Source organism: Pseudarthrobacter sp. CCNWLW207, assembly GCF_037203945.1.
In the GTDB taxonomy this organism is placed as follows: Bacteria; Actinomycetota; Actinomycetes; order Actinomycetales; family Micrococcaceae; genus Arthrobacter.
The window spans coordinates 186,288-201,741 of the sequence record NZ_JBBCBS010000003.1; the positions used below are offsets into that span (position 1 = coordinate 186,288).

The window sequence follows — 15,454 nt, forward strand, 5'->3', positions numbered from 1 at the left end:
ATGCAACCACAGGTGCTCAGCGCCAGAGTTCCTGCAGCGACGGGAACGCCCGCTCATAGCCGGCGAGCAATTCACCCGCCAAGTGGGTTGAGTCCACCAATGGGTGCCGGGCGAAGGCGTCGAGGGCGGCGGCCCGGTCGCCGTGCGTGGCAGCCCCAACGGTGAGCTGTTCCACCGCCTTGACCCGGCGCAACAGGCCCAGTTGCTCCCGGCGGGGCGCCGACTGCGGGAGCGGCACCGCGCCGTCGGCCGTCACGGTGCAGGGGACCTCGACGACGGCGTCCGCCGGCAGTCCCGGAATGGCCGGTTGGGCAGGGGCTGCCCCCGTGGGCGGAACAGTGTTGCGGGTGTTGAGGATCAGTTGGGCGTCGCCGGTGCCGCCCGCCAAAGCGCGCATCACCGCCAGGGCCACGCGTTCATAGCCGCCGCCGGCGAGATCTTCTTCCGCACGCTGCTCACCCTGCATCCGGGCCTCGGCCAGGTAACCCTCCTCCCGCGACAAGCGGGCGGCGTCCCAGAGCCGGTAGGCGCGGGCGCCGGCCGCGGCGAGCTGTGGATAGAGCTCAGCCTGCTGCGTGTGGATGGACTCGCCGCGGGTCTGCGGCATGGCCCCCATGGCAGCCACGGCGCTGTCACGCCGGTAGTAGTAGTAGAGGTACTCGTTGGGAAGCGCACCGAGTCCCTCAAGGAACGGCTGCGGGAACAGCCGGCCCTCTTCGAAGGTGCTAAGGGCCGCCGGGTCTGACAACAGGCCGGGGAGCAGGTCCCGCCCGCCGGACTCCAGCCGGTAAAGCCAGCCGAGGTGGTTGAGCCCGTAGTAGCCCACGCCGTCGAGCCTTCCGTCCTGCAGCGGAATTCCGACGGCGCGCGCGGCACGGTGCACCAGCGCGCCGGCCGAGTCGCAGATGCCGATCGCCTTCGGCCCGAGGACGGGCAACAGGGCTTCGGTGACCATCCCGGCTGGATTGGTGAAGTTGATCAGCCACGCGTCCGGGCAGTGTTCGCGCATCTGGCGGGCGAGTTCCAGCATCCGGGGAATGGTGCGCAGGGCGTAGGAGATCCCCCCGGCCCCGGTGGTTTCCTGGCCCAGCAGGCCCAGGTCCTTCGCTACACGCTCATCTGCGATGCGTCCAGCCGTCCCGCCGGGCCGGATTGCGGCGAACACCATGTCCGTGCCGCGAAGCGCGTCTGGCAGCGACGTGGTGGTGCGGACCGTAAGCGGCTGGTCCTCAACGCCTGGGGGCGGGGCGGGCATGGAATCGAGCACTGCCTTGATGGCGCTGAGGCGGGAGGGGTCGACGTCGTACAGCACCAGTTCGCCGGCCATTCCCGCGAAGGCGCCAGAGCGCAGCGCCCGGTACACGAGGGGAACCCGGAATCCGCCGCCGCCGGCGATCATGAGCCGCATAACCAGCAGTCTAGGCCCGACGGCGGGCCGCCCCTATCGCTGGCGGGCGGCAGGGCGTATCGTGCCGGACATGGACGCGATCCCCGCCCGCCGCTTCGACCCGCTCTCCGCCGTCCGCTCGCCGTCGGACGGTGAGTTCGACCTGATCCTCGCAGGCACGGTATTCCAGGACATCATTTTTACCGGACTGCCCCACGCGCCGGAACCGGGAACGGAGATCTGGAGCGAGGGCATGGGCAGTTGTCCCGGCGGCGTGGCGAACCAGGCCATCGCAGCGGCGAGGCTGGGCCTGAAAACGGGCCTGGCGGCAGCGTTCGGCGACGACGGCTATGGCGACTACAACTGGAAAATCCTGGCCGGGCAGGAACATGTGGACCTCAGCCTGTCCCGGCGCATCCCGGGGTGGCACTCGCCGGTCACGGTGTCACTGAGTGTCCAAAAGGACCGCTCGCTCGTGACTCACGGACACCCGGCTCCCGTGACGTCGTCCGAGCTGATTGGGCCGCCGCCCCCGGCGCTCGCAGGGATCGCCGAACTTGACCTCGAAATCGAGCCCTGGGCCGTTGCGGCCCACGAGTCCGGAGTGAAGCTTTTCGGCGACGTCGGATGGGACCCCAGTGGCAAGTGGTCGCCGGTCCGGCTGGAGAACCTGCAATACTTCCACGCGTTCCTGCCCAACCAGCGCGAAGCCATGGCGTTCACCGGCAAGGACGATCCCTGGGCAGCGCTCTATGCCCTCGCGGACCGCGTGCCCGTGGCAGTGGTGACGCTGGGTGCGCAGGGGGCCATGGCGGTGGACTCGGAGACGGGCGAGGAGGAATGGGTTCCGTCTTTGCCGGTCTCGGCCTTCGATCCCACTGGCGCCGGTGACTGCTTTGACGCCGCGTTCATCGTGGGCAGCCTCGCGGGCTGGCCGCTGGGCAACAGGCTGCGCTTCGCCAACCTGTGCGCGTCACTGGCCGTGCAGGAGGTCGGCGGCTCCCTGGCTGCTCCGGGCTGGGGGGACATTGCCGACTGGTGGCAGCGGGCCAACGCGCGGCGGGAACGCCAGAGTAGCCAGTGGCTCCGCCGCTACGGCTTCCTCGAAGAGATTGTCCGGGACGTTCCACTGGCCGCCCAGCGCCGGGCCACCGCCACGATCGCCCACCTTTCCGACGCCTGAGGCGCCTGAGGCACCGAGACGCTGGGTCCCTGGGCACTGAGCAACCGGTTCCCGGGACAAGCGTTTAGCCGGCCGTGAAATTCGGCTGGGCCGCCCGCACTAGAATCACTAAGGTGACTTACCCCGTAGCAACCGGTGACTTCAGCGCAGCACCAGGAGCGGATCCGCTCTACGAACGCTCCGCCATCATCGACCTGGACGCCATCCGCCACAATGTCCGCAGGCTGGCCGACGCGGCGTCGCCCGCGAAGGTCATGGCGGTGGTGAAGGCCGACGCGTACGGGCACGGCGCGGTTCCCGTGGCCCGTGCCGCCCTTGAAGCAGGGGCCTCATGGCTGGGCGTCGCCCACATCTCCGAAGCCCTCGCACTCCGGACCGCGGGCATCGATGCGCCGATGCTGGCCTGGCTCCACACCACCGAAAGCAACTTCGGCGCGGCAGTGGCGGCCGGGATCGACATCGGATGCTCCGGCTGGGAGCTGGACAGGATTGTTGCCGCCGCGCGCGAACAGGAACGCCCAGCCCGGATCCACCTCAAGGTGGACACGGGCTTGGGCCGGAACGGCGTCACGCTGGACGGCTGGGACCACCTGGTGGGCGAGGCCCTCGAATACCAGGACCAAGGACTTCTTCGGGTAGTGGGCATTTTCTCGCACCTCTCCGTCGCCGATGAGCCTGAACGGCCCGAGACGGACCACCAGCTCGCTGCCTTCCGTGAGGTGCTGGCCGTGGCCGAGGATGCGGGCGTGGACCCGGAAGTCCGCCACCTTGCGAACACCCCGGCCACGCTGTCCCGGCCGGACACCCACTTCGACCTCGTCCGCGTGGGCCTGGGCATCTACGGCCTCTCCCCGTTCGAAGGCCAGACGTCCGACGAACTGGGCCTCCGCCCGGCCATGACACTGCGGACCCTCGTGTCGCAGTGCAAGCACGTGCCGGAGGGACAGGGGGTTTCCTACGGACTGCGCTACCACACCACCAGCCCCAGCACCCTGGCCCTGATCCCCGTCGGCTACGCGGACGGCATACCTCGCGTAGCCACGGGCGGTCCAGTCCGGGTGGCCGGGCATACCTATCCGGTGGTGGGACGGATCGCCATGGACCAGATGGTGCTCGACCTCGGCGACGCGGGACCGGCCGGTGCCGGGCTGTTGGGTGCCGAGGCAGAAATCTTCGGCAGCGGCTCCGACGGCGGGCCAACCGCAGATGACTGGGCGCGCGCCGCCGGAACCAACAACTATGAGATCGTGACCCGGATCAGCCCGCGGGTTCCGCGCCAGTTCATCAACGAGTCCGCCGTGCCTGTCTCGGCGAAGCAGCCCACGCTATGAGCCTTCCAGCCGCCGGCGCCAGCCCGGATCCCGCCGCCAGCCCGGATCCCGGCGCCAACTGGGAGTGGACCGTCAGCGTGTCGACGGCGGACCAGACGCATGAGCTGGGCGCGGCTTTGGCGTCGGTGCTGGACGCCGGGGACCTGCTGGTGCTGACCGGCGAACTGGGAGCCGGGAAGACCACCTTCACCCAAGGCCTGGGGGAGGGGCTGGGCGTGCGGTCCGGCGTCATCTCGCCCACATTTGTACTCGTGCGGATCCACCCCAACCTGCCCGACGGTCCCCGTCCCGGCGGCCCGGACCTGGTGCACGTGGACGCATACCGGTTGGGCTCGGCGTCGGAGATTGACGACATTGACCTGGAAAACACTTTGGATTCGGCCGTGACGGTGGTGGAATGGGGCCGCGGCCGGGTGGAACACCTGAGCGAGAGCCGCCTCGAAATTGACCTGCACCGCGCTATCGGTGTGCCGCCAACGCAACCGCATGCTGTGGCTGGAGCCCATGAGGGTGAACCCGACGTCCTGGACTTTGACACCGACGACGATGACGAGCCCCGCACTATCGTGATGCGCGGCTTCGGTCCGCGCTGGGCGTCAAGGCCTGTCCTCGGCGAAATCATCGAAGGGACATCCTGATGCTTATTCTTGCCATCGACACATCCGCCGTTGCCAGCGCCGCACTGGTGTCCGATGACGCCCTGGAGGGCGTCGTGGCCAGCTTCGCCACCGAGGACACCAGGAGCCACGCCGAGGTGCTCGCGCCGGGCATCAATGAACTCCTCGCCTCGGCAGGGGTCTCAGGCAGCGACGTCGATGCCATCGTCACCGGCGTGGGTCCTGGTCCGTTCACCGGCCTGCGGTCCGGCATCGCCACCGCGCGGACATTGGCGTTTGTCTGGAACAAGCCCCTACACGGCATGATGAGCCTGGACGCTGTCGCCTTGGAAGTCGCCGAATCCACTGACGCGGTGCGCGAATTCCTGGTGGTAACGGACGCACGCCGGAAAGAGGTCTACTGGGCGCGCTACAGCCTGCAGGACGGCCAGCTGCCTCAGCTGGAGGACGGCCCGCACGTGGGCTTCGCCGCGGACCTCCCCGATTTGCCCGCCTACGGCGCCGGGGCAGGGCTGTACTCCGACGTACTGAAGGCCAACGCTGCCTTCAGCGCCGAACAGCCCGATGCCCTGTACCTTGGCCAGTTCGCGCTGGCGCGGCTCGCCGCCGGCGGTGAGCTGCCTGACTCAACGCCCCTGTACCTCCGCGAATCCGATGCGCAGGTGCCCGGGCCGCGGAAGCGGGCGCTGTGAGCACCCCGGCCGTGCCCGGAGTTGACGGGGTGGTCCTGCGCGACATGACGCTGGAGGACGTGCCCACGGTCAACGCCCTGGAACAGCGGCTGTTCCCCGCAGATGCGTGGCCCCTCCACATGTTCTTCGATGAGCTGTCACAGACGGACACGCGCCGGTATCTGGTGGCCGAAGCGGCTTCTGGGATCGTGGGCTACGCCGGCCTGATGTGCATCGAGCCCATCGCGGACGTCCAGACCATCGCCGTCGTCCCTGAATTCGAGGGGCGGGGGATCGGCTCGGCCCTGCTGACCCGGCTGATCGAGGAAGCAGCAGGGCGCGGCGCCCAGGACGTCCTGCTTGAGGTCCGCGCGGACAACCCCCGGGCCCAGCAGCTGTACCTGCGCTTCGGGTTTGAGCAGATCCATGTGCGCCGCGGGTACTACCGCGACGGCGTGGACGCCCTGATCATGCGGCTCCAGCTGACACCGGACGAACCCACCACAACGGAAGCAGACCAGCCATGAACCGCTCGCAGCCCCTGGTGCTGGGCATCGAATCCTCCTGCGACGAGACCGGAGTGGGAATTGTCCGCGGGACGACGCTGCTGACGAATACGGTTTCCTCCTCAATGGACGAACACGTCCGCTTCGGCGGAGTGATCCCCGAGATTGCCTCCCGGGCACACCTGGATGCCTTCGTGCCCACGCTGCGGCAGGCCCTTGGCGACGCCGGTGTGGAACTGGAGGACGTGGATGCCATCGCGGTCACGTCGGGACCCGGACTGGCAGGCGCCCTCATGGTGGGCGTCTGCGCGGCCAAGGCCCTGGCCGTGGCCACCGGTAAGCCGCTGTACGCGATCAACCATTTGGTGGCCCACGTGGGCGTGGGCCTGCTCGACGGCCAGTCAGGCAGCGCCCCACGGCTGCCGGAGAACCTCGGCGCCCTCCTGGTGTCCGGCGGCCACACCGAGATCCTCAAAATCAACAGCATCACCGACGACGTTCAGCTACTGGGCTCCACGATCGACGACGCCGCCGGCGAAGCCTACGACAAAGTGGCCCGCATCCTGGGCCTCGGCTATCCGGGCGGTCCCGCCATCGACAAGCTGGCCAGGACCGGCAACGCCAAGGCCATCCGCTTCCCGCGCGGCCTCACCCAGCCCAAGTACATGGGCTCTGCCGACGAACCGGGTCCGCACCGCTATGACTGGTCCTTCAGCGGCCTCAAAACCGCGGTGGCCCGGTGCGTGGAGCAGTTCGAAGCTCGCGGCGAAGACGTTCCGGTGGCAGACATCGCGGCTGCCTTCCAGGAAGCCGTGGTGGACGTGATCACTTCAAAGGCCGTGCTGGCCTGCCGGGAGAACGGAATCAAGGACGTCCTGCTCGGCGGCGGCGTCGCCGCCAATTCCAGGCTGCGCGAGCTGACCGGCCAGCGCTGCGCGTCCGCCGGGATCAAGCTGCACGTCCCGCCGTTGGACCTCTGCACGGACAACGGTGCCATGGTCGCAGCCCTGGGTGCACAGCTGGTCATGGCCGGAGTGGCGCCCAGCGGGATCCGCTTCGCGCCGGACTCCTCGATGCCGGTCACCGCGGTTTCGCTTCCCGCCTGAATTTCCCCGGTTGCTCTATCACTTGTGGTCCCTAAACCGAGGGTTTAGGGACCACAAGTGATAGAGCAACGCTAAGAGAGCGGGCGCAGCGGTCAGGCCGTGGGGCCGTTACGCATCTGTTTGACCAGGTCCAGCACCACGGCCTGCAGGTTCCCGCCGTTCTCGGCGGCCACACGGCGCTGGCGCTGGTAACCGGCGCCGCGGCTGATGATTTTCTCGACGTCGGCGAGCTCGTCCGGGCAGCCGAGCTTGGCTGCCACGGGCTCCAGCCGGTTCAGGGTCTCCAGCAGATGGTCCGTGACCAACTGCTCCCTGCCCTTGGCGTCGAGGATGATGATGGCCTCCATGCCGTAGCGGGCGGCACGCCATTTGTTTTCCTGGACGTGCCACGGCGGCATAGTGGGGATGGTTCCGCCGTTGTCCAAGGTGGTGGAGAACTCGTCCACCAGGCACTGTGTGAGGGCGGCAATCGCGCCCACTTCCTCCAGCGTGGCCAGGCCGTCGCAGATGCGCATTTCGATGGTGCCCAGATTGGGAACCGGACGGATGTCCCAGCGGATTTCGGACAGGGTGTCGATCACGCCCGTGGTGAACATGTCCTGGACGTAGGACTCGTATTCATCCCAGGTGGCGAACTGGAACGGCAGCCCCGCGGTGGGCAGCTGCTGGAACATCAGCGCCCGCTGTGAGGCATAGCCGGTGTCCTCGCCGCCCCAGAACGGGCTCGACGCCGACAGTGCCTGGAAGTGCGGGAAATAGTTGACCAGGCCGTCCAGCACCGGAAGGGCCTTCTCGCGCCGGTCAAGGCCCACATGGACGTGCACACCATAAATGACCATCTGCCGGCCCCACCATTGGGTACGGTCGATCAGCTTGGCGTACCGGGCTTTGTCGGTCACGGGCTGCAGCTGGGGCGGGCTGAAGGGGTGGCTCCCGGCACAGAAGACTTCCACGCCCATCGGGTCGGTGATTTCGCGGACCGCGGCCAGGGACCTGCTGAGGTCTTCCTTGGCTTCGCCGGCCGTCTCGCAGATGCCGGTGACAAGCTCCACTGTGTTCAGCAGCAGTTCCTGCTTGATGTGGGGGTGTTCGTCGTCCTCGTTCAGTTCCGGGTGTTTGGCGGCGACGCCACGGAGGACTTCGTTGGCCACGGAGGCGAGCTCCCCGGTCTGGCCGTCCACGAGCGCCAGCTCCCATTCCACACCAAGAGTTGATTGCCTCGATGAAGCGAAATCAATCTTCATGCGTTCCCCTAACTGTTCGGTTGTCCCTGGCGCACGCCGCCCCGGCGGACTGCCCTGGCAGGCGGCGGCCGGACGGGCGAACGGGTGGTTCAAGTCTAGTGCAGGGGTAGCATCGTATTGATGGCCTTGTTCCCGCGGACCCGTGACAGTTTTCACAAAACCACCCTCATTTTGGCAGCAGTGGCCACCCTGGCCGCCTGTACGGGCGTCCCCACTCCGGCGCCCACCCCTTCCTCCCAGTCCTCCACTCCCAGCCCGCCGCCGTCTGCAGCCAAACCAACGACGACGCCGGCACCGCCGTCGCCCTCTGCCTCACCTGATCCCGGGGCCAGGCCTCTCGGCTGGGGTCCGCTGCAGCGCGACAAGGATGCGGCCGCGGCGGCGGTGGCCGCCATGACGGTGGAACAGAAAGCCGGCCAGGTCCTGATGCCCTTCTTCACCGGCGCGGACGCTGCAGCCCACGCCGCCACCATCGAGCGCCTGCACCTGGCGGGCTCGATCATCATGGGGGACAACGTTCCCGTGGATGCGCAGAAGCAGGTAGATCCGGCTGCCATGGCAGCCACCACCGCACGCCTGGCTGCCGCAGCCCGCGCGGACGGCCGGACGTGGCCCGGCCTCATTGGCGTGGACCAGGAGGGCGGCGTGGTGTCCCGGCTCGGTGCGCCCCTGACTGAATGGCCGGCGCCCATGAGCTATGGTGCGGGCGGGGACGCGGCGCTCACGAAGGACGCCGGCCGTGCGGTGGCGTCCGAACTCGCGCCGCTGGGCTTCAACGTGGACTTCGCACCGGACACGGACGTCACGATCGGCCCCGCGGATCCCACCATCGGTGCGCGGTCCATGTCAGGGAACCCAGATACGGCCGGGGCACTGGGCGTGGCTTTCTCCCAGGGGATGCAGGAGGCAGGTGTCCTCCCAACAGTGAAGCATTTCCCCGGTCACGGCTCGGTGACCGTGGACTCGCACCAGGACCTGCCGGTGCAGCCAGCCACTGTTGCCGACCTCGAAGCCCGCGACTGGAAGCCCTTCCGGGCCGCAGTCGCCGCCGGTGTGCCCATGGTCATGACGGGGCACATCGCCGTACCTGCGCTGGAACCCGGCGTGCCGGCGTCGTTGTCCGCGCACACCTACGCCGCGCTCCGGGGCATGGGCTTCAAGGGCGTAGCCGTAACGGACGCCCTCAATATGGGTGCTGTCCAGAAGCAGTATCCGGACGGCTCCGCTGCCGTGGCTGCGCTCGCCGCCGGGGCCGACCTGCTGCTGATGCCCACGGACGTTGGACAGGCCCACGCGTCCATCGTGGGCGCCGTGGCCGGCGGGCGTCTGTCGCCGGCACGCTTGGACGAAGCCGCGCAACGGGTCGTGACCATGATGGTCTGGCGTGGCAGGACCCCTGCATCCTTCCCTGGGACGCCCCCCGGAAGCGGACAGGATCTCTCGGCCAGGGTTTCCGCTGCCGCTGTGACAGTGGTGGCCGGACCCTGCAGCGGGCCGCTGGTGCCCGGCGCTGTCCAGGTGTCCGGTGGCTCGCCACAGGACAGGGCCCGGTTCGAGGCCGCTGCTGCGAGGGCCGGGCTGGCTATTGGCGGGGGGCCTGTAGTCAGCCTCATCGGCTATGGCGGTGCTCCTGCCGGTGGTGACATCGCAGTGGCGCTCGACGCGCCCTGGCCGCTGCAGGACTCCGCGGCTCCGGTCAAGGTTGCCTTGTACGGACGGAGCGCTGGTGCCTTCGACGCACTGGCGGCCGTGCTGGCAGGCAAGGCGACGGCCCGCGGGAAGCTGCCCGCCGCCGTCGGAAGCTTCCCGGCCGGCACCGGCTGCCCCTAACCCAACTGGGTAGCAGCAGATGTCGTTTTGGACCCTCATAACGACATCTGCTGCTACTTAGTTGGGTTGAATCACGTTTAATGGACCGGTGCCCATTCTTAATAAAGACATGACCCTCTGCATCTCGCTGTCGGCGCGGCCCAGCAACAACGGGACCCGCTTCCACAACTACCTCTACGACCAGCTGGGCCTGAACTGGATCTACAAGGCCTTCGCTCCGACGGACCTCGCCCAGGCCATTGCGGGCGTCCGGGGACTGGGGATCCGCGGCTGTGCGGTTTCCATGCCGTACAAGGAGGACGTGATCGCGCTCGTGGACGAGATGGACCCTTCGGCCAAGGCCATCGATTCGGTGAACACCATCGTGAACACGGACGGGCACCTCAAGGCCTACAACACGGACTACACGGCCATTGAACAGTTGCTTAGGTCGCACGCGGTTCCAGTGGGCTACTCAGTCCTGGTCCAGGGTGCCGGCGGCATGGCGAAGGCCACCGTGGCGGCCCTCCGCGACGCCGGCTTCACCGACGTCACCGTGATTGCGCGCAACGAGGACGCCGGGCGGCCCCTCGCCGACCTCTACGGGTTCCGTTGGCGCGCAGCGCTCGACGGCGGCACGGCGGACCTGATCATCAATGTCACGCCTATTGGTATGGCGGGAGGTATGCAAGGCGGTCCGGATGCGGACTCCCTGTCCTTCCCCGAAGGCACGATCGCGGCAGCCAAAGTAGTGTTCGACGTCGTGGCACTCCCCGCTGAGACGCCGCTGATCAAGGCGGCGCGCGCCGCAGGAAAGCCAGTGATCACCGGGGCCGAAGTGGCCACCATCCAGGCACTGGAGCAGTTTGTGCTTTACACCGGCGTCCGGCCCGCCGACGAGCAGGTCAGGGCCGCGGAGGAATTCACGCGCGCCCAGTAGCTCTCAGGCCGGTTCCACCACGATGGCCACCCGGTCCTCCCCTATGCGGGTCAGGACCAGGGTGGCTGTTTTGTTTCCGGCCTTCTTGCTGTTCTTGCCGCCCTTACCTGCGGCAAGTAGCTGCTTCCGCAGTTCCTCCGGGGTGACTGACGTGCCGCGCTTTTTGATGTCGAGCACGCCGATGCCGTTGTCCTTGACCCAGGCCTTGAGTGCCTTGACGTTGTAGGGCATGACCTCCATAACCTTGTAGGCCCGCGCGAACGGCGTGTCCACCAGGTCAGGAGCGCAAATGTAGGCGATGTGCTCGTCCACCAGGTGCCCGCCCAGTTCAAGGGCGACATCGGCCACCAGCCCTGCGCGGATCACCGCGCCGTCGGGCTCGTACAGGTAGCCCTCCACCGGGCCCACCGGTGCCGCGGGACCAGCGCCGAAATCTTCGGCGCTGGTGATTTCGGCGGCACCCTGGGGACCCAGGAGCAGTGCGGCCCGGCGGATGCCTGGCCTGCGCACCGCGTTGAACCACAGCGTCACCTCAGTGACGTCGCCGCCCACCGAGACCCACTGGGCCTCGCAGTCCGCCGGCACGGATTCGTGCGGCATCCCGGGGCCCATTTTGACCCCGACCGCACGGCCTGACGCGGCAAGCGACTCCACAAAGGACAGCGGCGGCGAGAAAGCTTCCGGATCCCAAATCCGCGTGGTTCCGGACGTGGAGGTGACGCGGCGGGCCGGATCCAGCCAGACGCCGTCGATCCCGTCCAGCGGCACGGACGTCGCATCGGAGTGCACCACGGTGGCGTTGGGGAACGGGATGAGGTTCACCGTGGCGCAGGCGGCCGTGGTCTCGTCCATTTCGACGGCGGTGACGGTGATGTCCATCGAGGCCAGCGCCAAGGAGTCGGCTGCGAGCCCGCAGCCGAGGTCAGCCACATGGCTGATGCCGGCGTGGGCGAAACGCTCGGCGTGCCGGGCAGCGACGTTCAGCCGGGTGGCCTGCTCCAGCCCCGCCTGAGTGAAGAGCATGCTCCGGGCGAACTCGCCGAACTTCAGTTCCGCCTTCGTGCGCAGCCGGGACTGCGTGAGGACCGCGGATACCAGGGCGGGCGAGTGGCCAGCCTTGCGAAGCGTTGAATTCAGCTCGAATGAGGTGTCTTCGCGGTAGGGGCCAAGGGACGCCAGCAGGTCCCAGCCTTCGCTCGTGAGCAGTGGTGCGATCTGGTCCTGCGGTGCTTGAGCCATGCGTTCAAGAGTAGTGGAGGAGCGCCACGGTGAGATGCCGATAGGGTTGAAGGCATGGAAGACAGCGCAGGCCTACAGCCGTCCGAACAGCCACATCCGAACACTCCAGACCTGGTGAAGTTCGCCCGTCCCGCATTGATTGCCGGGGTTGCCGTGGCGGTTGTCTGCACCGCCCTGCTGGTGATCATCTTCTTCCTGGACACCTTCAACGCCACCGTGTACTCCGTTGGCGGCAAGGATATCCAGGACGCCACGGACGAGGCACGCGAGATCAGGGACCTGTACTCCGCGGCCCGGCTCGGCGGCGTTATCCTCCTGGTGATATCCCTGCTGGCCGCAGTAGCCGGCGCCGTCGTCCTGTATCTTCGGCGGGGCAACGGCCGTGATGAGGGCAACGAAGGCGATGAGGATGTTGATTTCGACGACCTCGCAGGCCGCTGATCTTGTTCACCCGAGGCAAAATTCTGGCACTCGCCTTGACCGAGTGCTAACCCCTTACATAGAGTCGTCATTAGCACTCTCCCTAGGAGGGTGCTAACACATGAAGAGCTGCCAGCCAGGCTGCTGCCGGCACCGCGACGACGGTTTGCCAGCCACGGCGCCCCAGCTCTCCAGTCCATGAATTTGCTGACGAAAAGGAGAGGTCCGAGTGTCGGTCTCTATTAAGCCTCTTGAGGATCGTATTGTTGTCCGCCCGCTCGAAGCCGAGCAGACCACGGCTTCCGGCCTGGTCATCCCGGACTCCGCACAGGAGAAGCCGCAGGAAGGCGAAGTTGTTGCAGTAGGCCCCGGCCGCTTTGACGACAACGGCAACCGCGTTCCCCTGGACGTTGCTGAAGGCGACGTCGTTATCTACTCGAAGTACGGCGGAACCGAAGTCAAGCACAGCGGCACCGAGTACCTCGTGCTGTCCGCCCGCGACGTCCTGGCGATCGTCGTAAAGTAACTCTTTGGATCCCCGTGCCGCTGACCATGCATTCCGCTGGTCAGCTGCGCGGGGTTCTGTCTTGAAAGGACACAACCATGGCAAAGCAGCTTGCGTTTAACGACGCTGCGCGCCGGTCTCTTGAAGCCGGCATCGACAAGCTCGCCAACACTGTCAAGGTGACGCTCGGCCCCCGTGGCCGCAACGTTGTCCTCGACAAAAAGTGGGGAGCACCCACCATCACCAACGACGGCGTCACCATTGCCCGCGAAGTTGAGCTGGATGACCCGTACGAGAACCTTGGCGCCCAGCTGGCCAAGGAAGTAGCCACCAAGACCAACGATGTTGCCGGCGACGGCACCACCACCGCAACGGTGCTGGCCCAGGCCCTGGTCAAGGAGGGCCTGCGCAACGTTGCTGCCGGCGCTGCTCCTGGCCAGATCAAGCGCGGTATCGAGGTTTCCGTCGAAGCCGTTGCAGCCCGCTTGCTCGAGAACGCCCGCCCGGTTGAAGGCACCCAGGTTGCCAACGTTGCAGCCATCTCGGCCCAGAGCGACGAAATCGGCGAGCTCCTCGCCGAAGCCTTCGGCAAGGTTGGCAAGGATGGTGTCATCACCATCGAAGAGTCCTCCACCACGCAGACCGAACTGGTCCTCACCGAGGGCATGCAGTTCGACAAGGGCTACCTGTCCCCGTACTTCGTCACCGACGCAGAACGTCAGGAAGCCGTCCTCGAAGACGCCCTCATCCTGATCAACCAGGGAAAGATCTCCTCGGTCCAGGACTTCCTGCCGCTGCTGGAGAAGGCACTGCAGAGCTCCAAGCCGCTGTTCATCATTGCCGAAGACGTTGAAGGCGAAGCACTCTCCACGCTGATCGTCAACCGTATCCGCGGCACCCTGAACGTGGTTGCCGTCAAGGCTCCGGGCTTCGGCGACCGCCGCAAGGCCATGCTGCAGGACATCGCCACCCTCACCGGTGCGCAGGTTGTCTCCCCGGAACTGGGCCTCAGCCTGGATACCGTTGGCCTCGAGGTGCTGGGTACCGCCCGCCGCATCACGGTGACCAAGGACAACACCACCATCGTTGACGGTGCCGGTTCCGCAGAAGACGTCGCAGCCCGGGTTTCCCAGCTGCGCGCCGAACTGACCCGCACCGACTCCGACTGGGACAAGGAAAAGCTCCAGGAGCGCCTGGCCAAGCTGGCCGGCGGCATCGGCGTGATCAAGGTTGGCGCAGCCACCGAGGTTGAGCTGAAGGAAAAGAAGCACCGCATCGAAGATGCAGTGTCCTCCACGCGCGCTGCCCTCGAAGAAGGCATCGTCGCCGGCGGCGGTTCTGCGCTGATCCACGCGCTCAAGGCACTCGACGAGGACCCTGCAGTCAAGGCCCTTGAGGGCGACGCCGCTGCTGCTGTGGGCATCGTCCGCCGCGCCCTGGTCCAGCCGCTGCGCTGGATCGCCCAGAACGCCGGGTTCGACGGCTACGTTGTCACGGCCAAGGTTGCAGAGCATGAGACCAACAACGGTTTCAACGCTAAGTCCGGCGTGTACGAGGACCTGATCGGCGCCGGTGTCATCGACCCCGTCAAGGTCACCCGTGCAGCACTGCGCAACGCGGCGTCCATCGCCGCGCTGGTCCTCACCACCGAAACCCTCGTGGTGGAGAAGCCCGCTGAAGAAGACGAGCACGCAGGCCACAGCCACTAGTCCCCACCGGCTCCCAAGTCTCGCTTCGCTCGACTTGGGTCCCTCGCCGGTGTGGGCCCACGGACGACGTGGGCCCAGGGCCACCGCAGTACGTCATTGCACAAGAAACCGGTCCAGCATCTGCTGGGCCGGTTTTTTGTGCCATTTGTGCATGGTTGGGCCGGTTACGGCACTATGCGCCCATCTCCTGGGTCTCGACGTCGCCCGCGCGCTCGTACACCAGCGACACCGCCCCCTTCGGGAAGCTGCGCGCCGGCTCGGCGAGGCGGAAGGTCGCGGGAATGGTTCCGGCGTCAAAGAGGCGCTTGCCTTGCCCCAAAGTGACCGGATACAGCCACAGGTGGAGGCGGTCCAGGACGTCCGCGGCGAGGAGTGAACGGATGAGGACACCGCTGCCGAACATATGGACTTGGTCGTACTCCTCGCGGAGGCGGCCCGCAGTGGTGGCATTCGGCAGCACCGTGGTGCCAGACCAGGCCGGATCAGTCAGGCTGTTGGAAACGACGAACTTGGGCACCCTGTTGAGGGTGCCACCAATGTCGTCGGACTGGTGGGGCCAGTAGGCGGCGAAGATATCGTAGGTCTTCCGGCCCAGGAGCAGGGCGTCGATGCGTTCGATCTCGGCGCCGATGGCCGCACCTGCCTCGTCGTCGGACACTGGTGCCTGCCAGCCGCCAAAGGCGAAGTCGCCCTCGGTGTCCTCCTCCCGGCCGCCGGGGCCCTGGTAGACGCCGTCGAGGGTGATGAACAGGTTCGCGACGATGATTCCCATGCGTCCAGTCTGGAA

15 protein-coding genes are annotated in these 15,454 nt (G+C 67.1%); 11 read left to right on the top strand and 4 right to left on the bottom strand.

Translation table 11 applies throughout. The features are described 5' to 3' along the window. Nucleotides 1-16: 16 nt before the first annotated feature. Nucleotides 17-1,408 (bottom strand): family 4 glycosyl hydrolase, encoded by a 1,392-nt coding sequence (locus tag V9L17_RS06595; protein WP_337350877.1) that lies wholly within the window; start codon nucleotides 1,406-1,408, stop codon nucleotides 17-19. Between the two features lie 70 nt (nucleotides 1,409-1,478). Here V9L17_RS06595 and V9L17_RS06600 point away from each other — a divergent pair, with 70 nt between their 5' ends. The 6 genes from V9L17_RS06600 (at nucleotide 1,479) to tsaD (ending at nucleotide 6,801) form a co-directional block, all read left to right on the top strand. Then, entirely contained in the window at nucleotides 1,479-2,570 is a 1,092-nt protein-coding gene (locus tag V9L17_RS06600) for a PfkB family carbohydrate kinase (RefSeq protein ID WP_337346921.1), read from the top strand. A 113-nt stretch (nucleotides 2,571-2,683) separates the two neighbouring features. Then, the gene (gene alr, locus V9L17_RS06605; RefSeq protein WP_337350878.1) at nucleotides 2,684-3,901 is read left to right on the top strand and encodes an alanine racemase; all 1,218 of its coding nucleotides are present in this window, start codon (nucleotides 2,684-2,686) and stop codon (nucleotides 3,899-3,901) included. Further along, on the top strand, nucleotides 3,898-4,539 hold the full coding sequence (gene tsaE / locus V9L17_RS06610) for a tRNA (adenosine(37)-N6)-threonylcarbamoyltransferase complex ATPase subunit type 1 TsaE (protein WP_337350879.1): 642 nt from the start codon (nucleotides 3,898-3,900) through the stop codon (nucleotides 4,537-4,539). Before alr ends, tsaE begins: the two co-directional genes overlap by 4 nt. Continuing rightward, nucleotides 4,539-5,210, top strand: coding sequence for a tRNA (adenosine(37)-N6)-threonylcarbamoyltransferase complex dimerization subunit type 1 TsaB (tsaB, locus tag V9L17_RS06615; protein ID WP_337346924.1), 672 nt, complete (start codon nucleotides 4,539-4,541; stop codon nucleotides 5,208-5,210). The genes tsaE and tsaB overlap by 1 nt, the downstream gene beginning before the upstream one ends. Nucleotides 5,211-5,254: 44 nt before the next feature. Further along, the gene (gene rimI / locus V9L17_RS06620; protein WP_337346935.1) at nucleotides 5,255-5,716 is read left to right on the top strand and encodes a ribosomal protein S18-alanine N-acetyltransferase; all 462 of its coding nucleotides are present in this window, start codon (nucleotides 5,255-5,257) and stop codon (nucleotides 5,714-5,716) included. Then, nucleotides 5,713-6,801, top strand: coding sequence for a tRNA (adenosine(37)-N6)-threonylcarbamoyltransferase complex transferase subunit TsaD (gene tsaD / locus V9L17_RS06625; protein WP_337350880.1), 1,089 nt, complete (start codon nucleotides 5,713-5,715; stop codon nucleotides 6,799-6,801). Before rimI ends, tsaD begins: the two co-directional genes overlap by 4 nt. A gap of 92 nt (nucleotides 6,802-6,893) precedes the next feature. Here tsaD and V9L17_RS06630 read toward each other — a convergent pair whose 3' ends face one another. Further along, on the bottom strand, nucleotides 6,894-8,045 hold the full coding sequence (locus V9L17_RS06630; RefSeq protein ID WP_337350881.1) for a glutamate--cysteine ligase: 1,152 nt from the start codon (nucleotides 8,043-8,045) through the stop codon (nucleotides 6,894-6,896). A 393-nt stretch (nucleotides 8,046-8,438) separates the two neighbouring features. Here V9L17_RS06630 and V9L17_RS06635 point away from each other — a divergent pair, with 393 nt between their 5' ends. Together V9L17_RS06635 and V9L17_RS06640 are read left to right on the top strand one after the other, a co-directional pair. Continuing rightward, on the top strand, nucleotides 8,439-9,875 hold the full coding sequence (locus V9L17_RS06635) for a glycoside hydrolase family 3 protein (protein WP_337351031.1): 1,437 nt from the start codon (nucleotides 8,439-8,441) through the stop codon (nucleotides 9,873-9,875). Nucleotides 9,876-9,963: 88 nt separating this feature from the next. Continuing rightward, entirely contained in the window at nucleotides 9,964-10,794 is an 831-nt protein-coding gene (locus V9L17_RS06640) for a shikimate 5-dehydrogenase (protein WP_337350882.1), read from the top strand. 3 nt (nucleotides 10,795-10,797) lie between these two features. Here V9L17_RS06640 and V9L17_RS06645 read toward each other — a convergent pair whose 3' ends face one another. Then, nucleotides 10,798-12,033, bottom strand: coding sequence for a class I SAM-dependent methyltransferase (locus V9L17_RS06645; RefSeq protein ID WP_337350883.1), 1,236 nt, complete (start codon nucleotides 12,031-12,033; stop codon nucleotides 10,798-10,800). Nucleotides 12,034-12,087: 54 nt separating this feature from the next. On the opposite strand from V9L17_RS06645, the gene V9L17_RS06650 reads away from it, so the two are divergent. The 3 genes from V9L17_RS06650 (at nucleotide 12,088) to groL (ending at nucleotide 14,667) form a co-directional block, all read left to right on the top strand. Further along, the gene (locus tag V9L17_RS06650) at nucleotides 12,088-12,474 is read left to right on the top strand and encodes a hypothetical protein (protein WP_337350884.1); all 387 of its coding nucleotides are present in this window, start codon (nucleotides 12,088-12,090) and stop codon (nucleotides 12,472-12,474) included. Between the two features lie 208 nt (nucleotides 12,475-12,682). Continuing rightward, on the top strand, nucleotides 12,683-12,979 hold the full coding sequence (gene groES / locus V9L17_RS06655) for a co-chaperone GroES (RefSeq protein WP_050054380.1): 297 nt from the start codon (nucleotides 12,683-12,685) through the stop codon (nucleotides 12,977-12,979). Nucleotides 12,980-13,056: 77 nt separating this feature from the next. Then, nucleotides 13,057-14,667: a chaperonin GroEL gene (groL, locus tag V9L17_RS06660; RefSeq protein WP_337350885.1), complete on the top strand. Its 1,611-nt coding sequence runs from the start codon at nucleotides 13,057-13,059 to the stop codon at nucleotides 14,665-14,667. 172 nt (nucleotides 14,668-14,839) lie between these two features. On the opposite strand, the gene V9L17_RS06665 is transcribed toward groL, so the two are convergent. Further along, nucleotides 14,840-15,439: a dihydrofolate reductase family protein gene (locus V9L17_RS06665; protein WP_337350886.1), complete on the bottom strand. Its 600-nt coding sequence runs from the start codon at nucleotides 15,437-15,439 to the stop codon at nucleotides 14,840-14,842. Nucleotides 15,440-15,454 lie beyond the last annotated feature (15 nt).